Genomic DNA, 15829 nt, shown 5'->3' on the forward strand with positions numbered 1-15829 from the left:
TTTATTGAACGCTCTATTACTTCTTTATATTTCTTATAATGACAATGAGTTCCATTTATTCTATGATATAGGTAGATGGGAGGTGTAGGGATTGAGTTTATTAAGTGTTATCGCAACAAATACATTTATTTCATTTATGAGTGATGGAAGAGTGTACGATCACGAAAATGATAAAGTAATAGATGAATCCTTTAAAAAAATATTTAAAGTAAATAATAAAGTTATTTACGCTGTTGGCGGAAATTATGGTGTAGCAAAAATACTTGAAGAAGAAATTAACAACTTTGATACTACTAATGCAAAAAGGTTTGCACATTCATTATTTAGTGTTATAGGTAATGGCAAAGTCCATAAAGAAATGCATATTATCATAGGCGGATTAGACGATAATAATAAAATATATTACACAGGCTTTAGCCAAAATTCTACAGAATTAATCGAATTCAACCCACCTATAGGTTCAAATTATTTCGCTTGTAATGAAACAGGTATTAATGAGGGTGTTATTTATCATGATATGTTTGATAAATTGATGAATCAAAATATCCGTTTATTGAAAGTTAAAGATGCAAAAATCATTCAGGAAAAATTTGATGCTCAAATAAGTATGATTGATAAAACGGTAAATACTAAAACATATCATGAATATATCAAAATTTAACAAAAGTTATAGTCACATCTAATAGGTGTGACTTTTTTTCAAATATAGACTCTAAAGGGGAAACAAATGGATAAACCCACATAACTAAAAGATTTAGGTATAAAAATTGTAATCACTCACCTAGAAATTGGTGGAGAGAAAGTCCCTGCTCCTGTTGGTTTGTCTGAATTACTTGAGCCAACATGGGCATATAATGTTGACAGAGAAAGAGTCAACAAAATTGCTAGTCAGTACGATTTTGTAGATTATAAGAACGAAAAAGGTAAGTGGTGTACTAGATGTATAAAGAAGAAATAAAGGAATACAAACACTTTCAGCTGCAAGATCAGTCGAGAGTGTTTTTCTTTTTATTCAGCTCATAAAATGGCAATGATAATAGAAAACAATTGGAGAGTGCCCATGAAACAATATTTAAAATTAGAGTTATTAGTAGAGATACCAGACGATTTAGAAATAGAATTAGTAAAGCCATTACAAGCAGCGAAAAATATTATTGTGGATCCTGATAAAAAAATGACAATGTCTGTAGATGAATTGGCTGAAGAATTACAAATAAGCAACACAACGATTTATACTATGGTTCGTCGAAATGAAATCCCACATAAAAAAGTGCGTGGCCGTATTTTGTTTCATAGAGCTACTATTGAAGAATGGCTAATGAATATCGAGTGACATGACTAAAGGACACCTGGATTATTGGGCGTCCTCTTTATTATTTGGTGAGTATTCAAGTAAATCAGTGATATCACAATCCAATGCTATACATAATGCATCTAAAGTATTTAAATCAATTCGAGTTACCTCATTCTTTTGTAAAGCATACAATGTATTTTTGTTTAATCCACTTTTCTCTACTAATTGGGGTACTTTAATTTTTTTCTCAAACATAATTCTATCTAAAGTAATTTTTATCAAAACAATCCCTCCTGAACTAATTATACAATGAAGTTGGTATTTTTTCGTAATTACTATTGACTAATTATTAACTACTATGTACAATGAAGTTAGTAAAAAGTACAAAGAAGTTAGTATAAATCTATTTTGTGACCATCAATAGTCAGTCGGTGAATGGACTAGAAATAGCCGACATTTAGAAAGGGGTGAGGAAGTGAGAGTTACAGCTAAGGAATGGTGTACTATGTCAGACCACAATAAACAAATAGTTTTAAATGCAGTAGCCAAGAAATAAAAACCACAGAAGGGAATTGATAATTATGCAACAGCAAACACAACTTACATTAGAAAAAGTATTAATAAGAAATAACAATAATATTTACAGCTTATCTGCACAGATGACTCAATTAGAGGTTTTACAAGGGGCCATTGCAAGATTGATGGATAGAATTGATGAGATCGTTCATAATGGTTGGAATAAAGATCGAGGGATGGCTTATCTTGCAATTGATGAAATACAAGATACTGTTCGTTTAATTGATATGGGCTTTAATCCGTTGTTCAAAGAGATGTCAGAAGAGATTAAAACTCTAAATATTCATGCTGATGAATTAAATAAAATTGTATTAAAAAGCGAATCTGAACAGTCAGGTAAGGAAACTAATAAACTGGATAAGAATAGTGTGGAAGGTTGGAACGCCTTTGCAATGGAAGGTAATATAAAAACATTCATCAATGAAGTTGGTAGAGAGCCAGAGAGCTTTGAGGAAGTATTAACATATATTGCTGATACAGTAAAAAAGGTTGTGGAAAAAGAAGAAGAAAATAAAAAAGCCGATGCGCTAACATCGACTAAAGAAATTCAAACTAATTAATATTTTAACACATAAATGGGGATTGCACAAAATTGTGCAGTCCTATTTTTAGGACAATCCAAAATAGGTACTACCTAATAAGGTAGCCGATTTTTCGGCAGGCTTCCTCAAAAATGAGGAGACGTGAAATTTGACGTCTCCCCAAAATTGAGCAGAAGTAATTGGTGGCTGGATTTTCAGCCGCGAGTTACTCACAGCTCAAAATAGAGCTATGAAATTCCTTTGTACAACTTTGATTAGTGTTATTTAGGTGTGAGACAATGAATAAAGAAAGGAGGGAATGTATGAAAACTATTCCATCTATTGAAACTCAACAACGTATGCACGCTTTCTTCATGAAAACATCTGCACCACGTATCTATAAAAGGCAATTAGAAGAAGAGCAAAGACGTAAAGAAGTTGAATCTCAACAAAATGAAAATAAAGATAAGTAATAAAATAAGCACTTGCTACGGCAGGTGTTTTTGTTTTAAAAAATGGATTAGTTTAATATCTGTGAACAAACAGGCATTAAATAAGCCTCTTTATTCATATATAGTGTAATACATCTTCTGTATTTATTTTCTGAAAGATGGAGATACTTCAATTAACTTTTACTACCCAAAAACCCTAATAAGTGTTAAATTTATATAGAAGGGGTATTTGTGTAACAAATATTCTCCTTTTCTTTTATATTAGAAAGGAGGTCACAGTATGTCATTACTATTAGAGGAGGCTACTGTTATGAAGAAAAAATACTTTAAAATAGCAGGTAGTATTCAGCAGTATTCGACAAAAAGAATGAGACCTTCAACACCAGAAGCGAGAGCTCGTATCAGACGTTCCCCATATGAAGTTGCACTAAATGCAAATTTAGATGATCATGTAAAGGCAGCTGCAATTAAGAGTATTCTTAATAGGAAAGCAGCATATGAAAATTTAGTTCATAGATGATTAATCGATTAAGTGTGCAAGAAGTTATTGGTCTACATGAAATAGTAGCCCAATTTGCACCCAAAGAAACTACAGGTGTAAAAAATTTAGGATCCTTAGAGTCTGCTGTGAATAAAATGGATGCAGGCTTTGGTGATTTTGAATTGTATCCTTCAGTTATTGAGAAAGCAGCTGCGTTAGTTTGGGGGATTACTAAGGCACATGCCTTTCATAATGCAAACAAAAGGACGGCATTAATTTGTCTTGACGTTTTTTTAGAAATAAATGGCTACCAACTAAACTTTGTTGAAAAAGAAGCCGAAGATTTAATTGTTGATATTGCCGAAGATAGATTCGGTAGTAACGAGGTAAGTCGCTCTCTTGTTGAATATTTATTTGAAAAAACAATAAAAAAAGAAATAGAATAGCTAATGTTTTTTTTCTTCGTCTCACTATTTAATGTGGGACGTTTTTTTATTATGCTAAAAACAAAAAACATTGAAGTAAATTACCACAATCTCACTCACACTCACACTCACACATTCCTGTACACACGCTCGCCGCATTTTATTAGCCCCAATCCAGCCCCACTTAGCCCCAAAAACATACTTCATTATTCTTTATTCTGCATGATTGTTTTAACATATATAAGATGAAAACCCTTGATATTACTGATTCTTTAGTTTTCAACGTGATATTATGCATTGTATTAGTATTACATTGCGTAATATGTCTTTTTCTATGTCTATAGTATAATAATTCATTAAAGAAATGGTTGTGGACGGAGGCTTACATATGCTTGTAGATTTTAGAGTAAAGAATTGTTTAAGTTATAAAGATGATACGTTGTTTTCAATGGTAGCTGGAAGTCGCCTACGAAAATGGAAGGATACCCATACAATTCAGTTGGATACACTTCGTCTTGTAAAAAGCGCATTTATTTTTGGTCCAAATGGAAGCGGCAAATCTAATCTTTTTACGGCTATTAAAGTATTACGTTCCTTGCTTTTTAATTTTGAAAACTTAAATAATGTAAAGCAGTTACGTCTACCCTATCAACCGTTTAAGTTAGGAAGTCAGCAAGACAAACCAACAGAGTTTATGATATCGCTTTTTTTGGACGGAGCTTTATATGATTATGAAATTCAGTATAATGCTTCTCAAGTTCTCTATGAACGTCTTGTGAAAACGAACAAGTCACTGAAGGAAGAACTATTTGTCAGACAATGGGATGGTACAGAATATTCTTATGAGACATTTCAAACAGCTTCACAGGAATTGACAAAATATACACGTAATAATACAGCCTTTCTATCAGTATTACATGTTTTTAATGATCTAGATGCTTTAAAGATATTCGATTGGTTTTTACATAAAATTCTTTTCCTAGATGAAGCAAATCGGTTATCAAGTCATCCTCTTATTCGTAAACTTGAAGAGGAGCCGTTTAAAAAGGAAGTGATCAAACTCCTAAAAATTGCAGACCTCTCCATTCAAGATGTCACGGCTAGACGTGTGGAACGCAGAGAGAAAAATACAATTGGCTATGAGTTTGATTCGCCTGAGGTGATTCAAGAAGTAGATATTGATCTACATTATTTATCATTTGATGAAGCAGGTGCACCAATAGGGACAGAAACAATTAATTGGACAATGGATTCTAAGGGCACAGTGCGAATGCTACATTTAGCCTGTGTGATGGTGGATGCTTATAATAAAGGGAAAACCATTTTTATTGACGAATTCGACACAGCCTTCCATGTATCAATTTGTGAGTTTTTAATGGCTATTATGAATAGCAAACGCAATAGCAGTAATCAATTTGTCGTGACAAGTCATGAAATTGAATTACTTGATCAGCCACTACGCTCCGATCAAATTTGGTTTGTGAATAAAAGCTTTAAAAATGAATCAGAACTATACTCCTTATTTGATTTTGCAGATTTACAAAAGAAACGTGGAGATCTTTCTTATGCGAAACGCTATATGAAAGGGGAATTCGGTGCAACGCCTGTCATTAATGAGTATTTATCTGAACAATACTTAGAAGAAACGGAGGTATCTGAGCAGTGAGAGTACGTCAACAAGGGAGCCGAACACTGCGTAAAACTATTTTAATTTATTGTGAAGGTGAAACAGAACGCATCTATTTTGAACAAATGCGTATTTTAAAGCGCTCTAAGATGGTTAGTGTCAAAATAAAAAACGTTAAACGTTCAGCGATCAAGCTTGCCCAACATGCTTATCGAGATTCCAGCTACCAATACTTTGATGAAGTTTGGATTGTTTTTGATAAGGATGATCTAACCGAAAAGCAACTAGAGGAAGTAAATCAATTTTGTGAGGAAAAAAATATTCATATTGCCTATACAAATGAAGCATTTGAATTGTGGTTACTCTTGCATTTTGAGGAAGTTGATAGTACAGAAAAATACCCTCGTGCTGTCCTCAATGACAAAATGGAACAGCACCTTGGTGTCAGTCGGTATTTCCGGCATAAGGCTGATGAATCCATCATAGCCCCCATTGCATTACGGCATGAGGTAGCCATTAAAAATTGCACAGATATGATGGCACTCCGAGAGACAGAGAGCCGTGACAACCCATACTGTAACATACATGAAATGATACGATACATATTTTAAGATTGAGCAGGTTTTCTATTAACAAATAGAAACCTGTTTTTATCTTTACATAAGCTTTGTCGAAATGAAGGCATGTTTCTTTTTTTAAAACATATAGTGTATATGGAGCGAAATTAGTACATGTATGAAAGGGGATTGCGTGGATAACTCAAAGTCGAATCAATCCAAAAATGTAGAAGGAAATCCAAAGGATCATCAATTAGAGCCGTTTCGTGTCGAGAATGAGGGTACGAAAATGACAACGAATCAGGGACTAAGGGTGTCCAATGATGAGGATTCGTTAAAGGCAGGTGTTCGTGGTCCGACAATTATGGAAGATTTTCATCTTAGAGAAAAAATTACCCATTTTGATCATGAGCGTATTCCAGAGCGTGTTGTACATGCCAGAGGTTTTGCAGCACATGGCGAGTTTGAATTATATGAATCCATGTCCGAATATACGAAGGCAAATTTTTTGCAGGATCCGAAAAAGAAGACACCTGTGTTTGTCAGATTTTCGACAGTGGTAGGAAGTTTAGGTTCAATGGACACAGCTCGTGATGTACGTGGGTTCGCAACAAAATTTTATACGGATGAGGGGAATTATGATTTAGTTGGTAATAATATCCCTGTCTTTTTTATTCAGGATGCCATTAAGTTTCCCGATTTAATTCATGCCGTAAAGCCTGAGCCTCATAATGAAATGCCACAAGCAGCCTCCGCACACGATACTTTTTGGGATTTTGTAGCCAGTAATCAGGAAATTGCACATATGGTAATGTGGGTAATGTCTGACCGTGCCATTCCGCGAAGCTTTCGTATGATGGAAGGTTTCGGTGTGCATACATTCCGTTTCGTCAATGACAAGGGAAGATCGAGATTTGTGAAATTCCATTGGAAGCCTGTGCTAGGAGTGCATTCTCTTGTTTGGGATGAAGCCCAGATAATTGCAGGGAAGGATCCAGATTTTCAACGAAGAGATTTATGGGAAGCCATCGAAATTGGAGATTATCCAGAGTTTGAGTTAGGCATACAGATACTAGAACCTGAGGATGAATTTAAATTTGATTTTGATATTTTAGATGCGACAAAGCTTTGGCCAGAGGAACTAGTACCTGTGAAGAAAATTGGAAAGATGACCTTAAATCGCAATGTGGATAATGTCTTTGCTGAAACAGAGCAAGTAGCCTTTCATCCAGGTAATGTTGTGCCTGGCATAGATTTTACCAATGATCCTTTGCTACAAGGTCGATTGTTTTCCTATTTAGATACACAATTGATTCGATTAGGTGGACCAAATTTTGCAGAAATCCCTATTAATCGCCCGATTTGCCCAGTGCATAACAATCAACGTAATGGCTTTAGTCGACAGACCATTAATTTAGGCAGGGTAAGCTATCATAAAAATTCATTAGCAAATAATACACCAGCCACCTCTACTGCAAGAGAAGGCGGATATGTTCATTATGAAGAAAAGGTTGAGGGAAGAATCACGAGAGCGCGTAGTAAATCCTTTGACGATCACTTTTCACAAGCAAGGCTATTTTGGAACAGCATGTCTCCACCTGAAAAACAACACATTATTGATGCCTTTAGCTTCGAAGTAGGAAAAGTGAAAAGTAAATCTGTTCGTCAGCAAGTAGTGGATATGTTTGTTCATGTGGATAAAGTAATGGCTACCACAGTGGCAGACAACGTTGGTGTTAATCGACCTAATGGCGAGCAGTCTAAGGTAACGGCCTCTTCACCTGCACTGAGCCAAGCAAATACCGTTAAATTGCCCTATACGCTGAAAGTAGGCGTCTTAATTGGTGATGGCTTTGATGCAAATGAGGTCGGGGAAGTATTGAAATATTTAACAAGACAAGGTGTGCGCTATAGCATAATCTCTGATCGACTAGGTGTGGTAATAGGGAATAATGGTGTGCAATTAACGGCTACTGACACATTTATCACAACCGATGCTGTATTATTTGACTCGTTATATGTTGTTGGAGTAAAGGCAAGTAATCAGGCGAAGTTCAATACTTATATCGTCAATTATATAAATGAAGCATATCGTCACTTTAAGCCTATAGGATTTGCTGCAACTGGCACAACCTTTTTCAATATGTCGAATGCCAATGTAGGGCCAGGAATCATTTTAGCTACAGGTAATAAAGATTTTCCGAAAAAATTTGTAGCTGCCATTGCCCAGCAACGATTTTGGCAACGAAATATTTATTAAATAGTTCAAAGAGCGTCGAATACTCACGAAAGAGAAACGAATGCTCATAAACTAAACAAATAAGTCAAAGGCCTTTCATTGTAATGAAAGGCTTTTACTATGTCTGTCATTGCATTCAAAATTTGCAAATGATATGGTGATACATGAGGTGAAAATTATGGAAAATTTTGATATTGCTATTATTGGGGCGGGACCTGGTGGCTATGTGGCTGCCATACATGCGGCCAAGAATGGTAAAAAAGTAGCACTAATCGAACGAGATAAATTGGGAGGAGCCTGCTATAATGTTGGCTGCATTCCATCAAAGATTTTATTGGAACATAGTAAACTTGTGCAGGCAATAAAAAGAGGGAATAGCTGGGGAATAGAAGTACCTAAAGTGGAAATTAATTTTCCTCGACTAATGCAACGGAAAGATACAATAATTCATGAACTACTAACAAACATTGAGCATTATATTATCAACAATCATATAACTTTATATCGTGGTGAAGCTTCAGTCGTAAAGGACTTAACGATAACTATCGGGAATGAGACGATAATGGCATCCGATATAATTTTAGCGACAGGTAGTAAACCCTTTGTTCCACGATTCGAAGGATTAGAGACATCTACCTACTATACGACGGACACATTTTTTAATATAGACAAGCTTCCAGCCCAGCTAACGATCATTGGCGGGGGCGTAATTGCCATTGAAATGGCGTTTAGTTTAGCACCCCTCGGTACAAAGGTAACAGTGCTTAATCATAGCGAGGATATTTTACAAACGGAAGAGGCGGAAGCAAGACCGCTGATTCGAGAAAAGTTGAAGAAACTTGGTATTGAACTTGTGACAGATTTTCAATTTGAAAAATTTGAAGGTAATATCATTCATACATCTATAGGATCTTATACATATGAAAACCTATTATTTGCAACTGGACGTCGTCCCAATATAGAAATTGCTGAGCAATTAGGATTAACTTTAGATGGTCGATTAATCGCTGTCAATGAGCATTTTGAAACAAGCCTGCCGAATATTTATGCGATTGGTGACTTAGTGGGTGGTTATCAACTTGCACATTCTGCCAGTGCTGAGGGTATTTACGTTGTGGATTATATTGTAGGAAATCAACCAATACCAATTGATCAAACAAGCATTCCACGTTGTGTTTATACAAGCCCTGAAATAGCTACATTTGGTTTACTAGAAGAGCAAGTCAAAGCGCCGTACATTGTAACGAAAATGCCTCTACAAACAAATCCAAAGTCATTAATGGAGGGGAATACCGAAGGCTTTGTGAAGCTAATTTCATCTAAGGATAATGGGCAAATTTTAGGGGCTTGTGTAGTAGCTGATGGCGCAACAGAAATACTTAATTCGCTATTAGCAACAAAAAATGCTGGTGGTACAGCTCGATCACTTGCACATATGATTTTTCCACATCCTACTGTATCGGAGCATATTGGAGATGTAGCTAAAGCTGTGTTTGGGAAAGCAATACACCAATAAAAAGCTGTTGACATTCTAGAAATTTATGTTAAATTAATTTTATAAGAATACTAGGTATTTAAGTTAACTAGACATCTAGAGGCTTCTATTTTACAAAACGATTGTTCATCGATTTGTAGAATAGGGGCCTTTTTTATAACATTGATAAAAGGAGTGGGCATGATGACAAAAGCAGTCATTATTAACGGAAGTAATTCGAAAAATTCTCGAGTTACCGCCATTCATGAAAAGGTGGAGAATCATTTCATTGCACAGGGAGTAGAGGTTCACTCAAATTATATACATGGGCTCCCAGCTACAGATTTATTAACAGCAAATTTTTCTAGTAAGGAAATACAGTCTGAAAATGAGCATGTTAAGGAAGCAGATTTTATTGTCATCCTTACACCAATTTATAAAGCATCCTATACAGGTATTTTGAAGACTTACTTGGATCTACTACCGCAAAAAGCCTTGCTCAAAAAGGCTATACTCCCCATTGCTGTAGGCGGTTCGATCAGTCATTTGTTAGCGTTGGAATATGCATTAAAGCCAGTGTTAGCTGTACTAGGAGCCACATCCATTACCAATTCTGTTTACATTGTGGATAAACAAGTTATTCGTTTGGAAGAGGGTGGCTTTGCGATAGAAGAAGAGGCCATCCGTAGACTTGAAGCACAATTAGATCAGTTACAGCAAGTATTCATTGTTAATTAAAATAAATAAAAACGCATTATAGGGGCATCCTATAATGCGTTATGTTTTAATTTCCTTCTGGATTTTCTTCATTCTCCACAGGTATTGTAGAGAGATATAAGAAAGCCTCATCTTGCAATAGCAATATTTTTTCTTCACAAATTCCATGCGATAATGGTCCAGAAAAAATGGACTCCCACCATGTTCCTGTTGTTGTTGTCATTCATCTACGCCCCCGTTTCGGTTTTAATATGTAGTTGTATATTTCCCGAGATGAAAAAACTAAAACATTTCATTTTCACATATTGCTATTTCACCCCCTCGATGTAGAAAGAGGATTTTTGCCTCTCGATGTTGTATCGTATAGACAAAGATAGTTTGTTTCAAAATGAAAAAACTATGTATGCCATTTTAAAAAAGGGGTGCTTTATTGATGAATTTTACGTCACAAGATGTGGAAAATATGATTACAGAGCAACGTCAATTTTATTTTTCCCGTGCTACAAAAAGTGTGAAATTTAGAAAAGAGCAATTAAAGAACTTAAAAACTTCAATTTTGAAATATGAGAAGGAAATATTGAATGCACTTTACTTAGACCTTCGTAAAAGTGAATTTGAGGCGTATGCAACAGAAATTGGCATTGTATTAGATAGTATTTCATATATGGTAAAACATGTTGAGGAATGGATGGAACCGGAAGCAGTCAAAACACCGATACAATATCAAATGGGAAAGAGCTTTATTGTTCGTGAGCCCTATGGCGTAACATTAATTATCGGGCCATTTAATTATCCATTCCAACTTGTAATGGAGCCACTAATTGGTGCCATAGTTGGAGGAAACACTGCAATTGTCAAACCATCAGAAACCTCTGTACACACAGCAGCCATTGTGAAAAAGATCATTGAGGAAACGTTCCCGTCTTCATATGTACGTGTTGTGGAAGGTGAAAAGGAAGAGGTTACGGCTCTTATTCATGCTTCCTTCGATTATATCTTTTTTACAGGTAGTGTGGCCGTTGGTAAAGTAGTAGCAAAAGCTGCTGCAGAACGTTTGACACCAGTTGCTTTAGAGCTTGGTGGCAAAAGTCCAGCAATTGTCGATCAAACAGCAAATCTAGAGGTAGCGGCAAAGCGGATTGTATGGGGTAAATTTACTAATACTGGACAGACATGTGTGGCCCCTGATTATCTGCTTGTACACAAGGACGTTTATGATCGTTTTATGAAAATATTAAAAGAAACAATCCGTTCGTTTTATGGCAAAAACCCTTTAAAAAGCCCTGATTATGGGCGTATCGTCAATTTAAAGCAATTTGATCGTTTACAGCAAATAATTGTGGAAGAACGTGATGCCATTACATATGGTGGACGAATAGATCGGGATGATTTATATATTGAACCTACAATCGTTGAATATGTAAAGTGGACAAGTCCATCAATGCAGGAAGAACTATTTGGTCCTATCTTACCTGTTATGATGTATAATGATTTGCCACTTGCCATTCATCAAATCAGACAATTACCGAAGCCTTTAGCGGCATACTTCTTCTCAGAACATGAAAAAGCTATGCAATACTTTTTGGAAGAATTACCGTTTGGTGGGGGGTGTATTAACGACACCATCACACATGTTGGAAATTTACATTTACCATTTGGTGGTGTAGGTCCATCAGGTGTGAAAGCATACCATGGCAAAGCGAGCTTTGAAAACTTTACTCACCCGAAATCTATCTTGAAGAAATCTTCCAAGCTGGAGACAAATGTGTTATTCCCGCCATATAAACAGAAAGTGAAAATTGTGCGCTCAATTATGAAATAGCTTAAAAATGGAGGTATCTTCTGATGCCTCCATTGTCACTATAAGCTTAAGGTGCATAGACAATTGTTCTCTAAATAACTCTTTCTCGTTATGTCGAAAAATGCCGATTGGTGATTATAAATGAAAATTTGAAGAAAACATGATTTTTTCTTCGAATGAAAGCGTTTTCGTTGAAAAAACACAAGAGAGGCATTTTATTTATCATGAAATAAGTAGTAAAATAAGTTCAATAGAACGTGGGGGATTTCACATTGTCGTTTTTTGTCGATTATTAAGAATGATGACATGAGTGTAGAGATTGATTGGAGGACTATGAAATGTATGCAGAGGAATTGTTAAGCGCATTACCTTTGAAAAAAATAATTGGCGTGCTGCCAGATCAGGTTAGCGATATCGTAATAGATTCAAGAAGTGTGCAACCAAATAGCATGTTTGTTTGTATCAAAGGTTATACAGTAGATGGGCATGATTATGCGCAAAAGGCTGTAGATGGTGGCGCAACAATTGTTGTGACGGAACGAGAATTACCGCTAGGAGAGAAGATTGCACAAGTGATTGTGAAAGATACAGATCGTGCAGTAGGTTTACTAGCTGCAAAGTTCTTTGATTATCCTTCTAAGGACATAACGATGATTGGTGTAACAGGAACGAATGGTAAAACATCTGTAACAGGAATTATTCAAAATATAATGCATGGTATGGGCGAGAAATCGGCTTTATCCGGTACAATTGGCTTTAATTTAAATGGAATTTTATATGAATCAGCTAATACAACGAGTGATGCGTTATCGACACAACAAATGATTTTCCGTGCAAAAATGGAAGGCTGTCGATTAATGACAATGGAGGTTTCATCACATGGGTTAGCACTTGGACGTTTAGCAGGTGTTGATTATGATATCGCTATTTTTACGAATCTAACGCACGATCATCTTGATTTCCATGGTACGATGGAGGAATATGGCCATGCAAAAGGCTTATTATTTTCCCAACTTGGACAAGATTTAGAAAAAAGTAAATTTGTTGTGTTGAATGCTGACGATGCTTGGTCAGAGAGATATGCTGCAATGACACCATTTCCAGTGTGGACATATGGTTTAAAAAATGAAAATGCTGATTTCCGCGCCATTAACTGTGAGTATCACGACTATATGACATCATTTGACGTGGAAATGCCTGAAGGAATTTATCGTGTAAAAATGAATTTGCTTGGGGAATTTAATATTTATAATGTATTGGCAGCCATGATTGCGTTTTATGGTAGGGGCTATTCAATGGAGTCCATTATTGAACAAATTGAGCAACTACCGCCAGTCAAGGGTCGTATGGAGAAAGTATGTTCAGATCTACCTGTGCAAATTTTTATTGATTATGCCCATACTCCAGATGCAATTGAAAAGGCGATTGAAGCAGCGCAACCTTATAAAAAAGGCAAGCTGATTTTCTTAGTTGGAACAGGTGGCAATCGTGATAAATCGAAGCGTCCTGCCATGGCTGAGAAAGCGTCTGCTGCGGAATATGTCATTTTAACGACAGATGACCCTCGCTATGAAGACTATGATAGTATTACAGGCGATCTTGCTAAAGGAATGCTTCATGATAATTATGCTTGTATTGGAGATCGTGCAGAGGCAGTGCGCCATGCGATTGAAATTGCTGAGCCAGGTGACATGATTATTTTTGCTGGTAAAGGTCATGAGGATTACCAAATTATCGAAAATACCAAATTTCCACATAGTGATGCAGAAATTGCGATAGAAGCAGGCCGATTAAAATTCGTGTGATGAAAGCTAAACTCTTAGGAAACCCTTTTAGTTGTAACTAAAGGGTTTTCTTTTTTGAGATTTCATGTAAAAAGGTTGTACGAAAGGCAAGTCTTCTTTTATTATTATTAAGTATGAAAAAAGGAGAATGACGAGATGAATTCAAATTTAGAAAAAGATATACTATCGCGTCGTACTTTTGCCATTATCAGTCACCCTGATGCTGGGAAAACGACGATTACAGAAAAGCTTTTACTTTTTGGTGGTGCCATTCGTGATGCAGGTACAGTAAAAGGGAAAAAAACAGGTAAATATGCAACATCGGACTGGATGGAGATCGAAAAACAACGTGGGATTTCGGTTACTTCATCTGTCATGCAATTCGATTATAATGGTTCTCGTGTGAATATTTTGGATACCCCTGGTCACCAAGATTTCTCAGAAGACACATATCGTACATTGATGGCTGTAGATAGTGCTGTCATGGTAGTGGATGCTGCGAAAGGGATCGAGGCACAGACTTTAAAGCTATTTAAGGTTTGTAAGATGCGTGGTATTCCTATTTTTACATTTATTAATAAGTTAGACCGTCAAGGGAAAGAGCCGCTTGAATTGATTGAAGAGCTTGAAGAGGTATTAGGTATCAATGCATATCCTATGAACTGGCCAATCGGTATGGGTAAAGAGTTCCTTGGTATTTATGATCGTTACAATAAACGCATTGAGCAATTCCGTACAGATGAAGCGGAGCGTTTCTTACCAATAGACGACAATGGGGAGCTTGCTGTAGAGCATCCAATGAAGGTGACTTCTTATTATTCACAAGCAATGGACGATATTTTACTTTTAGATGAAGCGGGGAATGCCTATTCTGAGGAAAAAATACGTCGTGGGGAATTAACACCTGTATTCTTTGGTTCAGCATTAACGAACTTTGGTGTTCAAACTTTCCTTGAAACTTATCTACAATTCGCACCGACGCCGCAGCCAAGAATTACTGAAGATGAACAGTTTATTGATCCTGTGGAGCATGATGAGTTTTCAGGTTTTATTTTCAAAATTCAGGCCAATATGAATCCAGCACACCGTGATCGTATTGCCTTTGTACGTATTGTTTCTGGTAAATTTGAACGTGGGATGAATATGACGTTATCTCGTACAGGAAAGTCATTTAAAGTCACACAATCTACACAGTTCCTTGCAGACGATCGTGAGACAGTAGATGAAGCAGTTGCTGGCGATATTATTGGTTTGTACGATACAGGAACATACCAAATTGGCGACACTGTTGTAGGTGGCAAGAAAACATTCCAATTTGAAAAATTACCACAGTTTACACCAGAATTATTCGTCCGCGTAACGGCGAAGAACGTTATGAAATCAAAGCAATTCCATAAAGGGATTTTACAATTAGTGCAAGAGGGTGCTATTCAATACTATAAAACGCTGCATACAGAGGAAGTTATACTTGGAGCAGTTGGTCAACTACAATTTGAAGTATTTGAACATCGTATGAAAAATGAATACAATGTGGAAGTAAAAATGGAGCCTATTGGTTCGAAAATCGCGCGCTGGATTGAAAATGAAGAGGATGTCAAAGAATCAATGTCATCAGGTCGATCAATGCTTGTAAAAGACCGTTTTGACAATCTTGTTTTTCTATTTGAAAATGAGTTCGCTATGCGTTGGTTTGCAGATAAAAACGAAAACATTCAACTTTATAGCCTTCTATAATCATAAAACACGAATCGACAATTTTGCGATTCGTGTTTTTTTGCAAGGAAAAATGACACTGTTTGTAGAATATATACATTATTAGGAAATATAAATTTCCTTAGAGGTAGTATCTCAATAACGGGAGCTTAATTATAAAATAATCTC

The 15829-nt window shown here is 36.1% G+C and carries 16 protein-coding genes; 14 read left to right on the forward strand and 2 right to left on the reverse strand.

All coding sequences use genetic code 11. The features are described from left to right. Positions 1-91: 91 nt before the first annotated feature. Complete coding sequence (locus PSR12_RS03860; protein WP_274771711.1) at positions 92-661, forward strand: Ntn hydrolase family protein; 570 nt, start codon at positions 92-94, stop codon at positions 659-661. A 399-nt stretch (positions 662-1060) separates the two neighbouring features. Continuing rightward, complete coding sequence (locus PSR12_RS23815) at positions 1061-1333, forward strand: helix-turn-helix domain-containing protein (RefSeq protein ID WP_341275678.1); 273 nt, start codon at positions 1061-1063, stop codon at positions 1331-1333. Positions 1334-1354: 21 nt separating this feature from the next. On the opposite strand, the gene PSR12_RS03870 is transcribed toward PSR12_RS23815, so the two are convergent. Next, on the reverse strand, positions 1355-1576 hold the full coding sequence (locus PSR12_RS03870) for a helix-turn-helix domain-containing protein (protein WP_274771713.1): 222 nt from the start codon (positions 1574-1576) through the stop codon (positions 1355-1357). A 299-nt stretch (positions 1577-1875) separates the two neighbouring features. On the opposite strand from PSR12_RS03870, the gene PSR12_RS03875 reads away from it, so the two are divergent. From PSR12_RS03875 to ssuE, 9 genes are all read left to right on the forward strand, one after another. Further along, a complete protein-coding gene (locus PSR12_RS03875) occupies positions 1876-2430 on the forward strand; it encodes a hypothetical protein (protein WP_274771714.1) in 555 nt (184 codons plus the stop codon). Between the two features lie 284 nt (positions 2431-2714). Further along, positions 2715-2864: a hypothetical protein gene (locus PSR12_RS03880; RefSeq protein ID WP_274771716.1), complete on the forward strand. Its 150-nt coding sequence runs from the start codon at positions 2715-2717 to the stop codon at positions 2862-2864. Between the two features lie 259 nt (positions 2865-3123). Continuing rightward, positions 3124-3363: a hypothetical protein gene (locus tag PSR12_RS03885; RefSeq protein ID WP_274771717.1), complete on the forward strand. Its 240-nt coding sequence runs from the start codon at positions 3124-3126 to the stop codon at positions 3361-3363. Then, positions 3360-3770: a type II toxin-antitoxin system death-on-curing family toxin gene (locus PSR12_RS03890; RefSeq protein WP_274771718.1), complete on the forward strand. Its 411-nt coding sequence runs from the start codon at positions 3360-3362 to the stop codon at positions 3768-3770. Before PSR12_RS03885 ends, PSR12_RS03890 begins: the two co-directional genes overlap by 4 nt. A gap of 367 nt (positions 3771-4137) precedes the next feature. Then, entirely contained in the window at positions 4138-5415 is a 1278-nt protein-coding gene (locus PSR12_RS03895) for an AAA family ATPase (protein WP_255600426.1), read from the forward strand. Beyond that, positions 5412-5987, forward strand: coding sequence for an RloB family protein (locus PSR12_RS03900; protein ID WP_016993453.1), 576 nt, complete (start codon positions 5412-5414; stop codon positions 5985-5987). The genes PSR12_RS03895 and PSR12_RS03900 overlap by 4 nt, the downstream gene beginning before the upstream one ends. A 124-nt stretch (positions 5988-6111) precedes the next feature. Beyond that, on the forward strand, positions 6112-8193 hold the full coding sequence (locus tag PSR12_RS03905) for a catalase (RefSeq protein ID WP_051145739.1): 2082 nt from the start codon (positions 6112-6114) through the stop codon (positions 8191-8193). Positions 8194-8350: 157 nt separating this feature from the next. Next, a complete protein-coding gene (gene lpdA, locus PSR12_RS03910) occupies positions 8351-9688 on the forward strand; it encodes a dihydrolipoyl dehydrogenase (protein WP_274771721.1) in 1338 nt (445 codons plus the stop codon). Between the two features lie 162 nt (positions 9689-9850). Then, positions 9851-10384, forward strand: a complete 534-nt coding sequence (ssuE, locus tag PSR12_RS03915; RefSeq protein ID WP_274771723.1) for an NADPH-dependent FMN reductase — start codon at positions 9851-9853, stop codon at positions 10382-10384. Positions 10385-10430: 46 nt separating this feature from the next. Here ssuE and PSR12_RS03920 read toward each other — a convergent pair whose 3' ends face one another. Continuing rightward, the gene (locus PSR12_RS03920; protein WP_004224556.1) at positions 10431-10586 is read right to left on the reverse strand and encodes a hypothetical protein; all 156 of its coding nucleotides are present in this window, start codon (positions 10584-10586) and stop codon (positions 10431-10433) included. 210 nt (positions 10587-10796) lie between these two features. Between PSR12_RS03920 and PSR12_RS03925 the strand changes: the two genes are divergently transcribed. The 3 genes from PSR12_RS03925 to PSR12_RS03935 all read left to right on the forward strand — a co-directional run bounded on the left by PSR12_RS03925 (position 10797) and on the right by PSR12_RS03935 (position 15682). Further along, positions 10797-12185, forward strand: coding sequence for an aldehyde dehydrogenase (locus PSR12_RS03925; protein WP_221679555.1), 1389 nt, complete (start codon positions 10797-10799; stop codon positions 12183-12185). Positions 12186-12502: 317 nt separating this feature from the next. Then, on the forward strand, positions 12503-13969 hold the full coding sequence (locus tag PSR12_RS03930) for a UDP-N-acetylmuramoyl-L-alanyl-D-glutamate--2,6-diaminopimelate ligase (RefSeq protein ID WP_274771725.1): 1467 nt from the start codon (positions 12503-12505) through the stop codon (positions 13967-13969). A gap of 135 nt (positions 13970-14104) precedes the next feature. Continuing rightward, a complete protein-coding gene (locus PSR12_RS03935) occupies positions 14105-15682 on the forward strand; it encodes a peptide chain release factor 3 (RefSeq protein WP_004224564.1) in 1578 nt (525 codons plus the stop codon). Positions 15683-15829: the final 147 nt, after the last annotated feature.

It is taken from the genome of Lysinibacillus sp. G01H, from assembly GCF_028872195.1.
GTDB lineage: Bacteria > Bacillota > Bacilli > Bacillales_A > Planococcaceae > Lysinibacillus > Lysinibacillus capsici.